We start from the raw sequence: 18359 nt of genomic DNA, 5'->3' as shown, positions 1-18359 counted from the left end.
GAATGGCGGCTGGCCGTCCTGGCCTTATTTCAACCAGGCCGGTCGGCCCTGCCCGGCGTCTCGCCGTGGACGATACGCTGTTGTCTGGCCCGCCGCCAACTCTGGCTAGGCTCATGGCGCCGCACGCTGACCGATGCCGGAAACAACACCCGCGCGCTGATACTGCATAACGACTTCGACCTGTTTTCCGCCGCCGCGGCGGAAGCCGCCCGGGAAATGCCGTCCATCCGCAGCGTATGCGTCCAACACGGCCTGCCGACCGACGAATTCTTTCCCACCCGGGCGGATGTTCAACTGGTGTGGGGGGACGCCAGCCGAAAAGCGTATCTAGCCCACAATACGCCTCCCGACGCCTTGGTAATTGGCACATACCGCGCCAAACCGGCCATACGCTTCCCGCAATACTTGCCCGTCCCCCGACGTATCCTGCTGGTTTCGCAAACGCATACGCCGATATTCGGACGCTCCCTGGAAAACGATTTCCTGCGCTTGGCAACCGAACTGGACAGAGATCTGGAACAAGACAGCTTCCATATACTGTTGCATCCCGAAGAAAGCCGCCTTGGCCATCCTTATGCGGCGGGAAACATACGGTCCCGATGCAGATACCCGCCGCATGCAACGCTCATCCCAAACGATGCGGCGCTTAAGCAACCGGCATTGGTCGTTGGCTTTTGTTCGACCGCATTGGTGGAAGCCGCCCAGGCCGGACACTTCGTGCTGGGTATGCACTGGGAAGTACCGCTAAGCCTGGGCGCGTTGGCCGTGGGGGTACCGCAATACCGGGTCCGCAGCGGAGCGGAAGCGCTCCGGCTGTTTAATCGTCTCCGCGAGAATCACCGTTTCCGCTCCGAATGGCGGCACACGCAAACGCTGTGGCTCGACAGCGTTTGTGCGCCATTAGCCCCAGGCTGGTTGGACGACTGCCTGCGACATGGCCGCGACCCGGGCGACGCTTAGGGTTTCGTCAAAAGTAACATCCCCGTATTTTCGGGGGTTGTTGCCGGTAGGAGGAGCGTTAGCCACGAGCACGGCGCTCATCGCGGCTAAAGCCGCTCTAACGAAGGCAATATATTTCGGCCAGTTGTTTCCAACCCTATCCTTAGCGGTTATTGCATTCTTTCCCGCAACCAACTCTTATCGTGCAGGGGCTTGCTGCACGCCGCCGGTCCGACTAAATCGGCTTTGGTCACCACACGGTTCAGATAGACGCTCATACCGGCAAACGCGTAGCTGTCGGCATTGTAAAGGGCCTGTTTGGATTTGATGCCTTTCATCGACGTGGCGTCGTATATGTATTGGTAATCGCCGGTGTAAGCGAATTTGTGCGTGGCTTCATGCAGTATGACCCGGGCCAAACCTTCCACACTGAGTTCGCGCACCAGATTAAACCGTATATAAATGTCTTTCACATGCTCGCCCTCCTTTTCCAGCATCTTACGCATGATGTCCCCGGCGGCATCGCTCTTCTTCGCCCGCTGGCTGTAATCGCGGAGGATATTTTGCGGAATAAGCACCTCGCCCTCGCTAGGCCCCCAACTCGGGCCGCCGGGTTCATGGTCCGCCCCTTTGAACATATCGCAAATAGTCACCGAGCCACCTAACCCCCGGCTGGTTTTTTCGAACGTCTCCTGCACGAGGCGATAATCGCTACTACCGGGCTTTTTTGTCGAGAACAATTCGCCGAATATTTCGGAATGCAGTTTATTGGGCTGTTTGCTTTTCAGCTCGGACGAAAAGAACGCATCCGCCTGAACCGCCGCGTCCCGAGCCATGCAAAAGGCGTCGATCAACGCCAGTTGCACGGCGGAGTCGCCGAGGTCGGCAATATGGGGTACGGTATATTTCTCGATATATTCCCGCTTCCCTTTTTCCAGCGCGGCCAAATAACGCTTCTTGAAATCCTGCTCGGTAAATCCGGCAAAAGTAACCCGCTGCCCTTTGCTGTTGGTGTAACTCAAGTAGGTGGTTTCTATATACATAAAGGTGCTTCCATTAAGTTGTATTTCCCGGGAGCCATCTCTGTACGGACGGCTGTTTTTAAGCGAACGCCGATAAAAAGTGTATACCAAAGCCGCCAATGCCGTGCGCCGGCAAACCACATACTTCGACCGGTTTCCAACCGGCGAGGCGCGCCGTCCTCATAAAATCGAACCGGCTTTGTAGGCCGGAATAAGCCGATAGGCGTTTCCGGCGATTGAAAGTTTGCCGGAAAACAACCCTCGCGCTATTCCGGTCTACAGGCCGAAGGATAGCCGCATTGTTTGCCGGCCATTAATGGCATCGAACGCATGCGGAACATACGCCTCCATCAAGCCTCGGTCGTCACCCGCAACACTTCCTCCAAGGTGGTAATCCCTTGCAGGGCCTTGCCTATACCGTCTTCGTACATGGTCTGCATGCCTTCCTGTATAGCTTGCTGCTGAATCACATACGCCTCCTCGTGCTTCATGATCTGTTTGCGTATATGATCGCTCATGGTCAAAAATTCGATAATCGCCAACCGGCCTTTGTAGCCGATGCCGTTGCACGCCGGGCAGCCGACCGGCTTATGCAACAAAATCTCCCCCTCGGCTTGCCAGCGGCGCAATTGCATTTCCTCGATCAGCGTATCCGAGGCGGGATAGGCCTGCTTGCAGGCCGGGCAAAGTTTTCTGACCAAGCGCTGGGCCAGAATGCCGTTGATGGTGGAGCTGAGCAAATATTCTTCCAGCCCCATGTCCTGCAGGCGGGTGATGCCCGCTGCCGCATCGTTTGTGTGCAGGGTGGACAACACCAAGTGGCCGGTCAAGGCCGATTGCACGGCGATTTTGGCGGTTTCCAGATCGCGCATCTCGCCTATCATGATCACATCCGGGTCTTGCCGGACGATGGAGCGTAGCGCCGAGGCGAAGGTCAGGCCGATTTGCGGTTTGGCCTGAATCTGATTGATACCTTCCAGTTGATATTCGACCGGGTCTTCCACGGTGATGATCTTGCGTTCCGAAGTATTCAGCGTTTTCAAGGCCGCGTATAAACTGGTGGACTTGCCGCTGCCGGTGGGGCCGGTAATCAGAATGATGCCGTGTGGCTGCGCCAATACTTCCATAAAATGTTCCGCCTGCCGGCCGGCGAAACCCAGCGCGGCAAAATCCAATACCGCGTTTTCCTTGTCCAGCAAACGGATCACCACGCTTTCGCCGTACAGGGTCGGAATGGTCGATACCCGCAAATCCAACTCCTTGCCTATCATTTGCAGTTTGATCCTGCCGTCCTGCGGCAGCCGGCGTTCGGCGATGTTCAGTTTGGCCATGATTTTGATTCGCGACAGCACGGCGGCGGTCGACGCCACCGGCGGCGAATCGATGTCCTGCAGCACGCCGTCGATACGCAAACGGACTTTCAGACTTTGCTCGAACGGTTCGATATGCACGTCCGAAGCCCGGCTTTCCACGGCTTTTTGCAGAATGAAATTCACCATGCGGATAATCGGCGCTTCGCTGGCCAAATCCTTTAAATGCTCCAGATCTTCGTTACCTTGTTCCTCGACGTTCAGACCGTCCATCAACTTATCCATTTGCGACTTGCCGTCGCCGTACTGGATTTCCAGCGCCGCATCGATATCGGACAATTGGCCGACATGCAGGCGGATTTGCTTGCCGGTCGCCAATTGCAAGGCGTGCGGCAGATAAGCGTCTTCCGGGTCCATCACCGCCACGTCGATGCCGTCGTCGTCGGCCTGCAAGCCCACCGCATGATGGTATTTCAAAAACCTTAGCGACACCCGGTCTTGCAGAGGCGATTGCGGCGGGTAACTTTCCGGGCGCAGACGCTCGAGGCCGTGAGTTTTGGCAAAGGTTTCCGCCACATCCGCATCCGAGCATAAACCCAGTTTGATCAGCATTTGCGGCAACGAATCGTCTTGCGCCGACTTTTGCATGCGGCGGGCCTTGGTCAAATCGCTATCGGAAAGTTTGCCGTTGCGTTTTAACACGCTTAAAAATTCGGCGTATCTTTCGGGAATAGTTACGGTTTCCATACGGGTATCTCGCTAATCGGTCCAAAACGTGCTTAATGGCCGTCCATTAACCCGGCCCATGCAAACATGGACGGATTAATACGGCCGCCCGATTATAGCGGTAGTAAGCGGCCGCGGCGCGAAATATGAATATGCCGTTAAACCGCCTTTACCGGGCGAGCATTTCTTCGGCATTTCGCCATAACGGCAAAAATCGGCTTGCAAAATCGGACAGGCCGACTACGCTTGTCCGATCATTAACCAATCCGTTAGGCACATCCATGTTGAATACCTTGCTGCGTCTTTTTATCCTGCTGTTATCGTTGGACTTTTCCGCGCCCGCCCTGGCGCAGGAACAGACTGAACAAATAACGGTTGAAGAGTTTCTGGCTGCGTTGAAATTTCAGCCGGGCACCATTCAATTGCCGGGCGGGATCGCCTCGCTGAATCTGCCGGACACTTTTCGTTATCTGGCGCCGGAAGACGCGGAACGCCTGCTGACCCAAGGCTGGGGCAATCCCGGCGGCTACAATACGTTGGGCATGATACTGCCGGCCAACGTCAATCCGCTGGGCATGGACGGCTGGGGCGTCATCATCACTTATGAGGAAGACGGCCATGTCAACGACGACGATGCAGACACCATCGACTACGGCGCGCTGCTGAAAGACATGCAGGAAGCCACCGAGCAAGCCAACGAGGAGCGTAAAAATCAGGGTTACGATGCCTTGACCTTGGTCGGCTGGGCGGAAACCCCCACCTACGACAGGGCCAGCCACAAGCTTTACTGGGCCAAGGAACTGGCCTCGGACCGGGCGGAGCAACACACGCTCAACTACAACATCCGCTTGTTGGGGCGTAAAGGCGTCTTGGTGCTGAACGCGGTGGCCGGGATGGAGCAAATCGATACCATTAAGGCCGAAATGCAAAACGTGGTGGCTTTCAGCAACTTTACGCCCGGCAACGGCTATACCGATTTCAACGCCGATACCGACAAAGCCGCCACATACGGCATTGCTGCCTTGGTGGCCGGCGGCGCGGCCGCTAAGATGGGTCTGTTCGCCAAGCTATTCGCCCTGCTGATCGCCTTTAAAAAGCTGATTATCCTGGGCGCCATCGGTCTGGGCGCGCTATTGAAAAATCTCTTCGGCCGCAAAAAGAAAGCGGCGGAGCACCTCTGATCGTTACAATTAACAACCGCTCGCGACTCAGGATATCGACATGGGCAAACTGCTCGCTTGGCTGTTTGCCGCCGGCAAACTAGGCAAACTCCTTACCACCGGCGGCAGCATGATCGTTGCCATGGCCGCCTACGCCTGGATTTACGGTTGGCGATACGCAGTCGGATTCGTGCTGCTGATTTTCTGCCACGAAATGGGCCATTACCTGGCCGCCCGCCAGCGCGGCTTGGAGGTTGGCGCACCGACTTTCATACCCTTCGTCGGCGCCTGGATACAGCTGAAAAAACTGCCTCGCGACGTGCATACCGAAGCGTATGTCGGCATCGCCGGGCCGCTGACGGGCACCTTGTCGGCGTTGGCTTGTTATTGGCTGGCACGCACCAACGACAGCGAATTGTTATTGGCCCTCGCCTATTCCGGCTTCATGATCAACTTGTTCAACATGATCCCGGTCTCGCCGCTGGACGGCGGCCGCATCACCGCCATCGTCTCGCCCCGGGTCTGGTTGCTGGGCACGCCGCTACTAGCGGCGCTGTTTTTCTACCATCCCAGCCCCATGCTGATTCTGATCGCCGTCCTGGCCTTCCCGCAAATCAAACTGGCGCTGCGAAAAGACGCCGGCGCGTCGGCCATGCCCTCGGGGTATTACGACGTCCCGCTTAATTTGCGGATCAACTATGCCGTGTATTATTTCGGCTTGAGCGCTTATCTGGCCGTGATGGCTTACGACCTGCACGGGATGTTAAGCGCTTAACGAAGCGAGGTTCAGCCGCTACGTTTTTTGGCATAAGTCATTAATTTTTGGCGATATTCATCCATGCCGTGATCGCTTAAAAGCGCCTTGCCCAAGGTTGCCGCCCAACGCAGGACCACAAAAGGCGCTTGCCAAAAAATATCCGGACTCATCCGAACTTTGACGCTATCGTCCGCCCCGGAGATAAATATCAAACTGCCGTAATGCGCGTAGCCGGAAACGCGACCCAAGACCCAGTTGGATAACCAGAAAGTGCCGTTAAACGGTATCAGCCGCAGGATGGACATCGCAATAGCCAGACTATAGCCCAAGGGCATTCTGGCCACGCCGTCCCCCGCATTGACGATGCGATAGACCGGCGTTTTTATAGGCTCGAAAAACGCTTCATCCGCCGTTCTGGGACAGCCGAAGGTATAGGTGGCGCCGCAATTATCGGCATCGAACGCCCGCGTCGCTATCAAAGCCAGCGCGCCCCCCAGCGAATGGCCGGTGATATACAACGGCAGCCGGCCGGCATCGTTATATTTTTCGAGCGCGGCTTTAACCGACTGTTCCACCCGCGTAAAACCGTTCAAAAAGCCGGCATGCACGCGGCCGCCGCCGGGAAAGCCGGTCAAGCGCAGATTGATATCGACCATCACATCCCGCGCCTCTTTAAGCTGCGTGCCCCTGAAGACAAGCACCAACATGCCCTCGACGCCATCCCGCGCATCCCGGCGAATGAGCATGGCTTGCGTGCCGTCCACATCCCAATATTCCAGCACTTGAAACCCTATTTTCCCCAGCGCCGTATCGATGATGCTTGCCTCGCCCTTGTTCGAGGGAAATGGTTCGTAAACCAGCTTGCTGAACTCCGCCATCAGCCAAGCCGTGCGATCCGAGTAGGCCGCGCGTTTAACGGGCGGGTTCATTGCCAAATCAATATCCGCAAAAAATGTAGTAGCCATATCGTGGTGCCTCATAAAAAAATGTAAGCCAGACTTCAACGCCGGACGCTAAACAGTAAAAGTTGCCGAACTCAATCGAAAAGCGCTTTCGATTATTGCGCAACGGCGGCTTTCCGAGCAAATGGTTTCAATGGCCGCCGATATGGGCGAATTAGCGGATAGTCATAGACTTCGTTTAGTCAGGCTTATTGGCCCGTTCTACTATCCGAATTCGCCGGCCGTATTTTTTGGACTAAACTTATGCCTTATATCTTTAAACCGCTTAGCTTTAAACGGAATGGGAGCGCTCGTTAATTTTTTGAACCATGGGCGGGATTAGCTTTCGACTGGGCTCGAATCCGGGCCGGTGAATTATTATCTCTATACTATTCCTTAACTTGCCTCAAACAACCTTGGAGGACAATCATGACGGAAACTCTAGCCGCGCGCGTTACCCGGCTGATCGTCGGCGGCGCGCATACGCTGATGGAAAAAGCCGAAAACCTGAGCCCGGATGCCGTGATGGCGCAGTCCGTCCGGGAAATCGATCAAATCATTGCCGAAGTGCGGCTGGACTTCGGCAAATCGGAAGCGGCCAAGCATTTGACCCAGTCGCAAATGGCCAAATTGAATGCCGAGCACGAACAGCTTAGCGGACAGATCGACATCGCGGTGGCGCAAGGCCGGGACGATTTGGCCACGGCCGCCATCGGCCGGCAGACCGATATCGAGGATTATCTGCCGGTCCTGCAAAAATCCCTGGACGAACAATCCGAGCGGGCGGTGGAATTCGAAAATTACTTATTGGCCCTGCAGGCGAAAAAACGCGAACTGACTCAGCTGTTGGACGACTATACCGCCGCGCCGGCGGCTGTCGGCACCGTCGACAATGCCGAGCGCCAAACCCGGGTGGATGACGCGGAATCCGCCTTCGGCCGCGTGCTGGCCCGGCAAGGGAATACCGGTGGTCCCGGCATCATCCAGGACGCGGCCAAGTTGAAAGAACTGGCGGAACTGCAACGCAATCAACGCATCGCCGACCGGCTGGCCGCCATCAAGGCCGGCGCAATCGCGCCCGAGCGTTAATCCAAAGGAGTGTAAATGGAATTGTTACTGGCGCCGCAATCGCTACCTTTTACGGCGGCATTGGTTTTGGTGCTGCTGATCGGCATCATCGAGAGCGTTGCGGTTTTAAGCGGACTGACGCTTTCCGGCTGGCTGGATACGCTATTTATCGACAGCCTGCCTGGCGCGACCGATTCCTGGCTGGGCTGGTTGCATGTCGGACGGGTACCTATTTTGGTGTTGCTGGTAACCTGGCTAACCGCGTTCTCGATGATCGGCATGTCGTTCAATGCCTTGGCTTACGGCTTGTTCGAGCTTTATCTCCATCCCTTGCTCTCGGTGCCGGCCGCTTTGGTGTTTTCTCTCCCCTTGGTGCGGCTCGCCGGAGCCGGCTTGGCCAAAATCCTGCCTAAAGACGAAACTTCGGCGGTACTGCTGGAAACCCTGGTCGGCCGCACGGCGGTAGTGATCAACGGCACGGCCCGCGCCAATTACCCGGCCGAGGCCAAAACCAAAAACGAACAGGGCCAAACCTTTTATGTACGGGTCGAACCCGAGCAAGACTCGCAAACTTTCAGCGCCGGGCAATCGGTCTTGCTGATCAAACAAATTTCCGGCACCCGCTTTCTGGCCATCGCCAATCCGCGCCCGGATTTACTGTAACCTCAAACAGGAGACTTTGCATGGACCAATTAATGGGGCTGGGCTATATCGTCGGCACCGCGCTGGTGGGTTTGATCACCATCGGCCTGATTTTCGCCCGCTTGTACCGGCGCTCGTCCAAGGAGCTGGCCTTCGTCCGCACCGGCCTGGGCGGACAAAAAGTGGTGATGGACGGCGGCGCCGTGGTGCTGCCGATTTTCCACGAATGCGTCAACATCAACATGAACACCCTCAAGCTGGAAGTGTCGCGTTCCGGCGCCGACAGCTTGATCACGCTGGACCGGTTGCGGGTGGACGCGGTGGCGGCGTTTTTCGTGCGGGTCATTCCCAGCGTCGAAGGCGTGGCCAGCGCCGCGCAAACCCTGGGCCAGCGCACCATGCACCCGGATTCGCTGAAGGAATTGGTGGAAGACAAATTCGTCGACGCCTTGCGGGCGGCGGCGGTGTCGATGGGCATGCATCAATTGCTGGACAAGCGCGGCGATTTTATCCAGGCGGTGCAGAACGCGGTGTCCGAGGATTTGTTGAAAAACGGCCTGGAACTGGAATCGGTCAGCTTGACCCGGCTGGACCAAACCCCGATCAAGTTCTTCGACTCGCAAAACGCCTTTGACGCCGAGGGCTTGACCAAGCTGACCCAGCAAACCCAGCAGCGCGCCAGGGAACGTAATGAAATCGAGCAGGATACCGCCGTGGCGATCGCGAAAAAAAATTACGAGGCCACCCAGCTCAAACTGAATATCGAAAAAGACCAAACCTTTGCCACCTTGCAGCAGCAACAGGAAGTGGCCACCCGCGACGTACAGCAAAAAGCCGAAATTGCCAGCATTACCGCACAACGGGAACGGGAGGCGCAACAGGCCAAGATCGATGCCGAACGCTTGGTGCAGGAAGCCGAAGTGGAAAAAAGCCGCGCCATTCGCCAACGCCAGATCGAAGCCGACCGCGAAGTGCAAGTCGCCAAAATCGAACAGGAAAAGCAAACCACTTTGGTCGAACAAGACAAACAAATTTCGATTGCGGAAAAATCCAAGGCGCAATCGGAAGCCGAAACCCTGGCCCACCAAGCCCGCGCGCTGGCGGCCGGTGCCGAGGAACAAATCAAGACCGCCCGCGACGTGGCGATTGCCGAGCGCGATAAGCAAATCGCCCTGGTGGCCGCCGATCAGGATGCCCAGGAACGGGCCATCGGGGTGAGGGTAGCGGCCGAAGCCGAAAAGGATGCCGCCGAAAACCAGGCCGAAGCCATCAAAATCAAGGCCGAGGCCCAACAGCTGCAATACCAGGTGGAAGCCAACGGCATCGAAATGCGCAATGCGGCTTTGAATACACTGGCCGCCGAACAGATTGCCATGCAGATCAAGATGAAGCTGCTGGAAGTGCTGCCCGATATTATCGAAGCATCGGTTAAACCGATAGAGAAAATCGACAGCATCAAGATCGTGCAGGTGGACGGCCTTAATCGCGGCACCGGCGGTGCTAGCGAAACCGGATCGCCTGGCGGCGGCAATCTGGCCGAACAAGCAGTTTCGGCCGCCCTAACCTACCGCGCCCAACAGCCGATTCTGGACGCGGTGTTGAACGAAGTCGGCCTGAAAGGCGGCGATTTGAACGGTTTGGCGCAGGCCGCCGCGCAAGGTTTTTCGTCGGCTGAAACATCAACTCCGGCAGGACCCACAAATACTCAAAACACCGAGGCAAGCAAAAAAACCAGTTAGCTTACTTTCCGAACACTCAATCGCCAATTTGACCGCTCTAATTTACATCATTAGCAGGAGTTATTTATGAAATTCGATATTACCAATCCGGGCGCTTTCTCGACTTTACTGGTACATCTGGAACCGGGCGAAGCCATCAAGGCCGAGTCGGGAGCCATGATTACCATGAGCGAAACCCTGGATGTGGATTCCAAAATGGAAAGAGGTTTGTTGGGCGGCTTGTCCCGCAAACTGCTGACCGGCGAATCCCTGTTTTTCCAAACCGTTACGGCCGCGCGAGGCCCCGGCGAGGTGCTGATGGCGTCCGCCTACCCCGGCGAAATTGCCATCCTGGAACTGGACGGTTCCGAGGAATATATCCTGCAAAAAGACGGCTTTCTGGCCGCCGAACAATCGGTGCAAGTCTCCACCAAGGCGCAAAATTTGACCAAGGGTTTGTTTTCCGGCGAAGGCTTTTTCGTAATGCGTATCAGCGGCAGGGGCAAACTGGCCATCAGCACTTACGGCGGCATCCAAAAACTGTCGCTAGCGCCGGGCGAAACCCGCATCATCGACAACAGCCACATGGTGGCCTGGAGCGCCAACGCCAACTACAAAATCGAAAAGGCCTCGAAAGGCTGGATTTCCAGCTTCACCAGCGGCGAAGGCCTGGTGTGCCGGTTTAAAGGCCCGGGCGACGTTTATATCCAAACCCGCAACTCGCCAGGCTTCGGCTCCTGGGTACGCCAGTTCATTCCGACCCGCTAATACAATCTCGCCAAACAATGAGTTTAGCAAGCCACTTCAACGGCCTTTATTACGCCGGACGCGACAAAATCAGCGTGCGGTTTTCCCTATCCTCGCACGGGCTGATTCAATTCGAAGCCGGAGAACGCGGCCGCTTGGAGATTGCGCTGCACAGCACGGCATTGGAGTTGATCGGCGACCCGGCAACCACCCTGCAAATCGGCTGGCACGACCACAACGGCCGGCACGCGTTGTTATGCGGCGAACCCGAGTTGTTCGATAAACTGCTGTCGTTGAATTTGCCTTCGCCGGCCCGGGAACACATAACCGCGCTACAAACCAGGCAACGCCGGCAGTTAAAAGGCGAAAAGCACCGGGTACCGGTCTATCTGGGCCTGATCGCGGCATTTTTTATCGGCGGTTATTTCACGCTGCATTATTCCGCGCCGTTGATTGCCGATATGATCCCTTACGAATGGGAGCAAAAAATCGGCGCTTTCGCCTTTGAAAACTATCAGGTGGGCAAGAAAACCGTCACCGACCAAACGGTCACGGACGCCGTCGATGCCATCGTCAAACGCATAGACCGGTTCGACGGCGCGGAAATCGAATACCAGGTCGCCGTGGTCGATGCGGATATGATCAACGCCTTCGCGTTTCCCGGCGGTTATGTAGTGGTGACGACCGGCTTGATCGAAAACGCCGACAATCCCGAACAAGTTGCCGGCGTGCTGGCCCACGAATTGACGCATGTGTTGCAGCGGCACAGCATGCGCAAACTGGTGCGCCAGGCCGGCATGGGGGTTTTGATCGGCATCGTGTTCGGCGATGTCTCGGCGCTGTCGCAACTGATAGAACTCAGCTCGCAACTGGACAGCCTGTCGTTCGACCGCGGCCAGGAACGTAGCGCCGACGACGGCGCCATCGAGATCATGACCGCGGCCGGCCTGTCTCCGCAACATCTGGCGGCGTTTTTCGAAAAAATCCAAAAAGCCGATGCGCTAACCGGCAATATTCCGGAACTGTTTCAAACCCATCCGCTGACCGACGAACGTATCAAACGGGTGTCTGCCGCCGCCGAGCCGGCACAACCGTTTAACTTTGATTTGGATTGGGACAAGATTAAACAAAGAGCGACACGCGACGAGGCAATCCGATTGCCGGCAAATTCCGGCCCCGCGACACCCGGTGCCGAACTTTGATTATTCAAGGACGTAATCGAATGAGGCACACCGCTGGCGGCTGATGCGCCCGCCAAAATTTAAATGCTGGAGACCGTGTTTTCGCGAACCTGAAACACATTCCCTTCCGGATCCATGGCGTTACACGCCAGAAAACCCGGTCCCCGCCAGTTTTCGTAAAAAACTTCCCCGCCGAGCGTGCAGGCGACGGAGCGGGCCTCATTTAAACTCGGTACGGTAAAGAAAAACTTCAGGGCGGTGTTTTCCCTAGGGTTTGGCGGCGATGCGATCGCAATATCCGCGGCGATTTGCGGCGGAATTTGATGAACCAGCAACTGAATATCCGCGGACTGCAAAACGATGAGTTCGTCCCGCGCATGCAGGCGGGACATGCCCGCCACCGCTTCGTAAAACCGGGCGATACGCTCCGCATCGCCGGCATAAATGAACAATCCCGCGCGGGCCGGTCCGGACATAAAGGCTCCTATCGATTACCAGACTTGAAAAACGGCCTGGAGAATAAGCCATAGCTGCTAACCTTGCAAACCGGGTAGCCCGGATAACGCGATAACGGCCGGTACAGGGCTGAATTATAAACCGCTCAACTCAACCCTAAACCACTCGCACCGCCGATTACGCGAAATATAGCGCGCGCAATTCCAGCATGGACTTGGCGCTTAACGCTTTGCCGTCGCTTTTGCGGCTGAGCGTGTACATGCCTTTGGCGAGGATGATTTCCTCGCCCTGGTTCGCAAAGCTGACGACATTATGGTTAACATCCAGAGGGATACGATGCAAACCGCCGCTGTGGCTATTGAAGTCGGCGATAATCCCCATATGCGGCGGATTTTTAACCGAATCCCACCAAGGCAGTTTTCCGGCATCGTGCGCCCAGGTTTCGCCCAGGGATTCCGGCGGCAGACAGCGTTCGACCAAGCGTTGGCCGGCCACGGCATATTGCATGCGGCTGATTTTCTCGGGTTCCGAACCCACTGTTTCCCGGCATTCAAGAATATCGCCGTTCAGAAATGCATCGGCTGAAGAAACGATGCGGTTCCATACGCCGTCAAGATTTTTGTGTTCAAACATTTCATTCCCCTTAGTCAATTTGATTTGGAAAGGCATCAACAGCCAAGCAAAATCGTGACCAATTTTCGCCGACAGCAAAATCCGTAAACAATAAGCCCACAGTGGAAATAACCGTTTGTTTTTACAGAGTTAAATATAAAAAAGACAGCGTTTTTACGGCAAAGCCGAAACCCGCAAAAACGCCTTTTGCCGAAACATTGAACAACAGTCCGACAATTTATCCAATTCCCGACATAAACGCTGGGGATTTGGCGTGCCGTAGGATTATTTGCGCATTTTGCTTGGTTGCAAGCCTGGACAACCTTTGTTTCAAACCACTTATGTAGCCTGGATGAAGCGAAGCGCAATCCGGGGTTGAGAGCCTTCATGCCCAGGATTCCATTTTATTTCATCCGGACTACGCTGGCTTCGGCCGATTTCATTCCGCCCCCTCGATATTCGAATCTCCAACGCCTCCCCAGTCAAACGGATACGCGCCGCGCCGAACAAAGCGGTGAAAGCTTGAATAAGGCCAGTCGGCCACGTCTTTGACCAAGCCATGTTTAACCGGATTCCAATGCAGATAATCGGCGTGGTGTTGATAGTCCCGATCGTCACGAATGGTGTGTTCCCAAAATCGCCGTTGCCATAAGCGGTATTCACCGCGATTGTCGCACGTCAACGGCACACCCGAACGGCGTAATTCGTGGGTGAAGCAGGCTTTGACTGCTCGCCAGCGCCCGGAGTAATCGGTGTCGCCGTCAGGCAAAGTCCAGATGGCATGCAAGTGGTCCGGCAAAATGACAATGGCATCCAGCTTGAAAGGCCGCTCCTTTAGCACGGTTCGAAACGCGCCCCGCAACAAATCCACATGCCGTACCAACGCATCCGAAGACCGGTCACGTAACGTCACGGTAAAGAAATAGCAGCCGCCCGCAAGCCGATTCCGCCGATACAAAACCATCTCATGGTCACCAAACGTTTTAAAAATTGCGCATCAATTACGCTTCGTAGCCTGGATGCAGCGAAGCGTAATCCGGGATTTGATAGCCTTCATTCCCCGGATTCCATTTCATTTCATCCGGGCTACGCTGGCTGCCGCCCGCAAGCCGATTCCGCCGATACAAAACCATCTCATGGTCACCAAACGTTTTAAAAATTGCGCATCAATTACGCTTCGTAGCCTGGATGCAGCGAAGCGTAATCCGGGATTAGATAGCCTTCACTCCCCGGATTCCATTTCATTTCATCCGGGCTACGCTGGCTGGTTATGGATCTTTCGATTCTTCATCGAAGTTAGGCGGATACAAGTCGAGGGTCACAGACAATCCGCAATCTGCTATTCGGCGTAAGAGCCCAGGCGTAAACATCGCACCACCCTGTCCATTTCCTGAGGCGAACCCAAGGAACAATTCTCCTTCCGTGTCGGGCAAAGACAAGACCTGCTTTAGCACCGCTCTTTTCGGCTCCAAGCTCTCTAACAGCTTTCCAATTTGATCTTCGAATGGCACGTATGATTCAGCAGGGAAAGCCCATACCCAGATATGCGTCTGGTACCTTCCTCGATTTTGGTTTCCCCTAATGTGCTCGCCTTTCTTCCCGACACTCGATGGGTGAATGTCGAGCATACCCTCAAGTGCGTCTACAGGAAGGCCATCGCCCATCAGCCTTAGCGACACCCGATACCATTTGTCGTCTTCAGCTAGCACCTGACAACCTTTTCCGCATAACGCCAAGCTCACCCGACGAAAACCGCAGCGCGGTTTTTGGTCGGGTGGAGCGCAAGGTTATGTTTCATTTTTCGGACAAGGCCGCAAAACCTGATTTTTTAGGTTTTGCTCGATACGCCTTGATGATCTTCATGAATTCATCATCATTTCCATTAACGAAAGTGCCGCAATATTGAGAAATATCTGAACGCAGATGCTCGAAAGCTGTAATTGGCATATTTGAAAAGCCGGGGTATGAAGCTTCCCGCTTTTTGTCAATTGCCTCCATATATTCAGCGTGAGTAATTGTTTGGCCAGACACTTGATACTCAACACAGCCTAATGACCAGCGAAAACTGAGCTTCAGCCTTCTGTTGCCCGATACAAATACGCCTTGGGCGAAATTGCCACCAGAACTGTTGCCTCCACTTTCGAACACAAAATGAAATCCATAAGGCTCCAGTATCGGTCTCAGCAATTCCACACCCTTTTCAAGCTCTTCTCTTGGATTCATAGCATAGTGATTCTTGAGACATAACGTGAAGGTAACCGGCCTTGCGCGGTTTTTCGCGCAAGGTCCGTGTTGACCGCAGGGTTAGGCATAAGCCGGTAGATCGTTACCATTCGTAGTACCAATTGCTCGGCAATTGAACTAGCCCAACGCTTCCGTCCAAATCTGACAGCGCGCTTGATACTGCTATATCACTTCCAATTTCTGCGGCCTTTTCTAAGTGGTAAAACTTCGCGCAAATAATGAGCAGAGAACCAATCGATCCCAAAAGATTACACAGATTTGCCATCTTGAATTCCGTATCGCGATGGTGCTTTACTTTGTTATACGCAGTCCACCATCCTGGCGGTTCACCCTTTTTCCAGTCGCCGAGGGGGGAAAAGGAAATTCCGAATCTGGGTAACGAAATTTCTGTACCCAAAACATCTGGAGCGAAAGCATTTATCGTCTCAAAATATTGATTGATGCTGCCATGAGTACCGGTTGGATTTAGTTTTTCGCAGATGGATTTCGCTAGGACATCAAATTCAGAAGCAGACGCCATCAATGAATGGGCAATCTGGTTTGAATATGTGGAGTAGTTATCTTCACATATTTCAATATATCTGGACGTCTTTTCCAGGTCTTTCTCAATGAGTACGAAGTATCTCCAGTGCGTGAAATTCAAGATGTCTCCGATCTGCTATGCCTAACGATAAGCATAACCCGCGCAGCGTAGCGAAGTCGGGTTGATGCGATGGTTAGGTTTAATAAGTAATTGCACGTCGCCCTTCATCATTTTCTATTCTAATTTTTTAGATAATTCATCACTGATTTTTTCTACTGCCGCATCGACCGGGAGAGCTTCGTAATAGATTTCAGCTCCTTTTACTATAAAAGATAGAGTATGTTGTTTTCGATCAATTTCGGCACGTGTAGAAAATCCAGCGATACTTGATTTAAAAAAGCTGGCTCTACTTTGGAAATATCCGATTTCAATAACCCCTTCATCTATATTTCTGTAAGTTTCCGATGGCTGGTTATGAAACTTTAATTCTGGTAAAGCGACCTGTGCAAAAATATCGAGTATTTCTGTATTTGAAAGTTTTGGATTAAAACTTACCTCACCGCTTGCTCTTGGAACGAGCCAAATATACTCAAGTATCGAACATCCCGACAAAGTTACAGAGATCCAGATAATAATAACGGTTAGTCGTAAATTTTTGAGCATCCTAGTCTGAACCTAACTATTGATTATCAGGCAAATCTGCCTGATAAGTTGATATTACCCGACTTTTCAGGCGCTTTTGCCCTGATAACTCCCAAACCGGGCATAGTTTCCTTGATAACTTGATATTAGCCGGTAAATCAGGCAAATCTGCCTGCGTATTGATAAATCGCCACTCACTATAGCCGGTAATTCAAGCACGTCAAGCCTGTACTTTCAGCTAAATAAAATATCCGGCCGATTGCCCAAAGGCTTATAGTCTAAAAATCGGTTTAGTCCCGCACAAACTCGGCAATCTTCCCCCGATACGGCGAATCGGATTGTTCCAATGCCTGCCACACGTCAAAAGCCTGCGGTTTCTCGCCTGTTTGATACAAACTCAGGCCGTAATAAAACACCACTCTGTCGTTGTGGCTGTCGTTGCGATACAGATATTCGGTGTGTTCCAGCGCGGCCTGATTGTGATTTTGCGCCAGCAGCAGCACGGCCAAATCCAGGCGCACGGAACTGGCGTCGGGATAATAGTTCAGCAGGGTTTTAAAATATTCCAAGGCTTGCGGGGTGTCGCCCAGGGTCATGTACACGTACCCCAGATGCCGTAAGGCGCTGTAATTGGCGGCGTCCAGCGACAAGGCCTTTTGCAGGGTTTCCCGCGCGGAACCGTAATCCTGGCGCAGAAACAGGCTGACGCCCAACTGGGCCCAGGCATCGGCGTAACCGGGGTTGATTTCCAGCGCTTGCCGGTACCACTCGATCGCTTCCGGGTGGCGGTTTTGCATGGCGATGGCGCCGGCCAGCGAGGTGATGATGCGGGCATCGTATTGGGCATTGCGATAGGCTTGCCGCCAGGCATTTTCCGCGCCGGCCGCATCGCCCATGTTCAGCCGCAGCCGGCCCAGATTGTCCCACACTTGCGGATTGGCGGGGTCGAGATTGGCGGCCTTGAGCAATAAATCCAGACCGTCCTGCACCGAACCGGTCATTGCCAGCACTTGGCCCAGGTTGCCGAGAAAATTGGCGTTTTTCGGCGCTAGTTCCACGGCCAGTTGCAGATGGTGCAAAGCCTCCTTCCAATGCCGTTGCTGCGCCAGCAGAAAACCCAGATTGTTATGGCTGGTGGCGTTGCCGGCGTCGATGTCCAGCGCCTGCCGGTAGCAATCGGCGGCCTTGCTGAATTTGCCCTGCAAATGCAATTGGGTGCCCTGGGCATTCAACTCGGTAATCTGTTGCTGGGTGGTGGCATCCATCAGGCTATCCTGTCGATCAATCCGCTCAAAATGTCGTCGGTATCGATGTTGGGGGTTTCGAATTGTACATCGCTCAAGGCTATATCGAACGGCTGGCCTTCTCGATAGTGAATCGGGAAACGCACCCCGAACGTCAAATCGGAGCCGTATTCGAAGGAGGCGAAATTCCAGCGCTGTTCGTACACGGTAATCCACAGCGCTTCGACTTCCACGTAACCGGAAATATCGAATACGAATCGCGGCTGGGCGTGAATGTAGCCTTCGGCATTGATCTCCAGACCGGTAGTCGGCGTCCAATCGAAGTTTACCGAGGCTTCCGCCGCACCGGCGATACCCAGTTGGCCGCCGATTTCCAAGCCGCCGGTGGCGCTGGCGCCCGGTATGCCCAAGCCGATGCCGGCCCGCA

19 protein-coding genes and 1 pseudogene are annotated in these 18359 nt (G+C 54.6%); 8 read left to right on the top strand and 12 right to left on the bottom strand.

All coding sequences use genetic code 11. The features are described from left to right. The coding region (locus tag NP596_RS13160) for a hypothetical protein (protein ID WP_256615837.1) at positions 1-960 on the top strand (960 nt) is incomplete at its 5' end. Positions 961-1109: 149 nt separating this feature from the next. Here NP596_RS13160 and NP596_RS13155 read toward each other — a convergent pair. Together NP596_RS13155 and gspE are read right to left on the bottom strand one after the other, a co-directional pair. Further along, positions 1110-1982, bottom strand: a complete 873-nt coding sequence (locus tag NP596_RS13155; protein WP_256615836.1) for a M35 family metallo-endopeptidase — start codon at positions 1980-1982, stop codon at positions 1110-1112. A gap of 329 nt (positions 1983-2311) precedes the next feature. Next, positions 2312-4018 carry a type II secretion system ATPase GspE gene (gspE, locus tag NP596_RS13150; protein ID WP_256615835.1) on the bottom strand — a complete coding sequence of 569 codons (1707 nt, stop codon included), beginning with the start codon at positions 4016-4018 and terminating at the stop codon, positions 2312-2314. Positions 4019-4278: 260 nt separating this feature from the next. On the opposite strand from gspE, the gene NP596_RS13145 reads away from it, so the two are divergent. Beyond that, positions 4279-5178: a DUF2167 domain-containing protein gene (locus tag NP596_RS13145; protein ID WP_256615834.1), complete on the top strand. Its 900-nt coding sequence runs from the start codon at positions 4279-4281 to the stop codon at positions 5176-5178. Positions 5179-5218: 40 nt separating this feature from the next. Beyond that, positions 5219-5932: a site-2 protease family protein gene (locus NP596_RS13140; protein WP_256615833.1), complete on the top strand. Its 714-nt coding sequence runs from the start codon at positions 5219-5221 to the stop codon at positions 5930-5932. Between the two features lie 11 nt (positions 5933-5943). Here NP596_RS13140 and NP596_RS13135 read toward each other — a convergent pair whose 3' ends face one another. Further along, on the bottom strand, positions 5944-6879 hold the full coding sequence (locus tag NP596_RS13135; protein ID WP_256615832.1) for a lipase family protein: 936 nt from the start codon (positions 6877-6879) through the stop codon (positions 5944-5946). A gap of 405 nt (positions 6880-7284) precedes the next feature. On the opposite strand from NP596_RS13135, the gene NP596_RS13130 reads away from it, so the two are divergent. The 5 genes from NP596_RS13130 (at position 7285) to NP596_RS13110 (ending at position 12232) form a co-directional block, all read left to right on the top strand. Beyond that, positions 7285-7944, top strand: coding sequence for a PspA/IM30 family protein (locus NP596_RS13130; RefSeq protein WP_256615831.1), 660 nt, complete (start codon positions 7285-7287; stop codon positions 7942-7944). Positions 7945-7959: 15 nt separating this feature from the next. After that, a complete protein-coding gene (locus tag NP596_RS13125) occupies positions 7960-8586 on the top strand; it encodes a YqiJ family protein (protein ID WP_256615830.1) in 627 nt (208 codons plus the stop codon). A 20-nt stretch (positions 8587-8606) separates the two neighbouring features. After that, complete coding sequence (locus NP596_RS13120; protein ID WP_256615829.1) at positions 8607-10304, top strand: flotillin family protein; 1698 nt, start codon at positions 8607-8609, stop codon at positions 10302-10304. A gap of 66 nt (positions 10305-10370) precedes the next feature. Continuing rightward, positions 10371-11051, top strand: coding sequence for a TIGR00266 family protein (locus NP596_RS13115; protein WP_256615828.1), 681 nt, complete (start codon positions 10371-10373; stop codon positions 11049-11051). A 17-nt stretch (positions 11052-11068) separates the two neighbouring features. Then, on the top strand, positions 11069-12232 hold the full coding sequence (locus NP596_RS13110; RefSeq protein ID WP_256615827.1) for a M48 family metallopeptidase: 1164 nt from the start codon (positions 11069-11071) through the stop codon (positions 12230-12232). 59 nt (positions 12233-12291) lie between these two features. On the opposite strand, the gene NP596_RS13105 is transcribed toward NP596_RS13110, so the two are convergent. The 9 genes and pseudogenes from NP596_RS13105 to NP596_RS13070 all read right to left on the bottom strand — a co-directional run. Then, positions 12292-12687, bottom strand: a complete 396-nt coding sequence (locus NP596_RS13105; protein WP_256615826.1) for a VOC family protein — start codon at positions 12685-12687, stop codon at positions 12292-12294. 157 nt (positions 12688-12844) lie between these two features. Further along, the gene (locus NP596_RS13100) at positions 12845-13300 is read right to left on the bottom strand and encodes a hypothetical protein (protein WP_256615825.1); all 456 of its coding nucleotides are present in this window, start codon (positions 13298-13300) and stop codon (positions 12845-12847) included. Positions 13301-13718: 418 nt separating this feature from the next. Beyond that, the gene (locus tag NP596_RS13095; protein WP_256615824.1) at positions 13719-14243 is read right to left on the bottom strand and encodes an REP-associated tyrosine transposase; all 525 of its coding nucleotides are present in this window, start codon (positions 14241-14243) and stop codon (positions 13719-13721) included. A gap of 304 nt (positions 14244-14547) precedes the next feature. Further along, a complete protein-coding gene (locus NP596_RS22060; protein WP_504130243.1) occupies positions 14548-14958 on the bottom strand; it encodes a DUF4279 domain-containing protein in 411 nt (136 codons plus the stop codon). Positions 14959-15073: 115 nt separating this feature from the next. Continuing rightward, positions 15074-15502 carry a hypothetical protein gene (locus NP596_RS13090; RefSeq protein ID WP_256615823.1) on the bottom strand — a complete coding sequence of 143 codons (429 nt, stop codon included), beginning with the start codon at positions 15500-15502 and terminating at the stop codon, positions 15074-15076. Positions 15503-15605: 103 nt separating this feature from the next. Then, the gene (locus NP596_RS13085) at positions 15606-16166 is read right to left on the bottom strand and encodes a hypothetical protein (protein ID WP_256615822.1); all 561 of its coding nucleotides are present in this window, start codon (positions 16164-16166) and stop codon (positions 15606-15608) included. A gap of 114 nt (positions 16167-16280) precedes the next feature. Beyond that, positions 16281-16709, bottom strand: a complete 429-nt coding sequence (locus tag NP596_RS13080) for a hypothetical protein (protein WP_256615821.1) — start codon at positions 16707-16709, stop codon at positions 16281-16283. Between the two features lie 269 nt (positions 16710-16978). Further along, positions 16979-17953, bottom strand: a complete 975-nt coding sequence (locus NP596_RS13075) for a tetratricopeptide repeat protein (protein ID WP_256615820.1) — start codon at positions 17951-17953, stop codon at positions 16979-16981. After that, positions 17953-18359, bottom strand: a pseudogene (locus tag NP596_RS13070) (hypothetical protein); the annotation flags it as partial. The pseudogene NP596_RS13070 and the gene NP596_RS13075, both read right to left, overlap by 1 nt.

Origin of the sequence: Methylomonas rivi, from assembly GCF_024505165.1 — a bacterium.
Taxonomy (GTDB): Bacteria; Pseudomonadota; Gammaproteobacteria; order Methylococcales; family Methylomonadaceae; genus Methylomonas; species Methylomonas rivi.
The sequence above is the reverse complement of the archived record's forward strand: the minus strand, read 5'-3'. Positions and strand labels throughout refer to the sequence as shown.

Excerpts from the sequence above, each read along its gene's own strand:
- NP596_RS13155 (WP_256615836.1), bottom strand. The coding sequence starts at position 1,982 with ATGTATATAGAAACCACCTACTTGAGTTACACCAACAGCAAAGGGCAG.
- gspE (WP_256615835.1), bottom strand. The coding sequence starts at position 4,018 with ATGGAAACCGTAACTATTCCCGAAAGATACGCCGAATTTTTAAGCGTG.
- NP596_RS13145 (WP_256615834.1), top strand. The coding sequence starts at position 4,279 with ATGTTGAATACCTTGCTGCGTCTTTTTATCCTGCTGTTATCGTTGGAC.
- NP596_RS13140 (WP_256615833.1), top strand. The coding sequence starts at position 5,219 with ATGGGCAAACTGCTCGCTTGGCTGTTTGCCGCCGGCAAACTAGGCAAA.
- NP596_RS13135 (WP_256615832.1), bottom strand. The coding sequence starts at position 6,879 with ATGGCTACTACATTTTTTGCGGATATTGATTTGGCAATGAACCCGCCC.
- NP596_RS13130 (WP_256615831.1), top strand. The coding sequence starts at position 7,285 with ATGACGGAAACTCTAGCCGCGCGCGTTACCCGGCTGATCGTCGGCGGC.
- NP596_RS13125 (WP_256615830.1), top strand. The coding sequence starts at position 7,960 with ATGGAATTGTTACTGGCGCCGCAATCGCTACCTTTTACGGCGGCATTG.
- NP596_RS13120 (WP_256615829.1), top strand. The coding sequence starts at position 8,607 with ATGGACCAATTAATGGGGCTGGGCTATATCGTCGGCACCGCGCTGGTG.
- NP596_RS13115 (WP_256615828.1), top strand. The coding sequence starts at position 10,371 with ATGAAATTCGATATTACCAATCCGGGCGCTTTCTCGACTTTACTGGTA.
- NP596_RS13110 (WP_256615827.1), top strand. The coding sequence starts at position 11,069 with ATGAGTTTAGCAAGCCACTTCAACGGCCTTTATTACGCCGGACGCGAC.
- NP596_RS13105 (WP_256615826.1), bottom strand. The coding sequence starts at position 12,687 with ATGTCCGGACCGGCCCGCGCGGGATTGTTCATTTATGCCGGCGATGCG.
- NP596_RS13100 (WP_256615825.1), bottom strand. The coding sequence starts at position 13,300 with ATGTTTGAACACAAAAATCTTGACGGCGTATGGAACCGCATCGTTTCT.
- NP596_RS13095 (WP_256615824.1), bottom strand. The coding sequence starts at position 14,243 with ATGGTTTTGTATCGGCGGAATCGGCTTGCGGGCGGCTGCTATTTCTTT.
- NP596_RS13090 (WP_256615823.1), bottom strand. The coding sequence starts at position 15,502 with ATGAATCCAAGAGAAGAGCTTGAAAAGGGTGTGGAATTGCTGAGACCG.
- NP596_RS13080 (WP_256615821.1), bottom strand. The coding sequence starts at position 16,709 with ATGCTCAAAAATTTACGACTAACCGTTATTATTATCTGGATCTCTGTA.
- NP596_RS13075 (WP_256615820.1), bottom strand. The coding sequence starts at position 17,953 with ATGGATGCCACCACCCAGCAACAGATTACCGAGTTGAATGCCCAGGGC.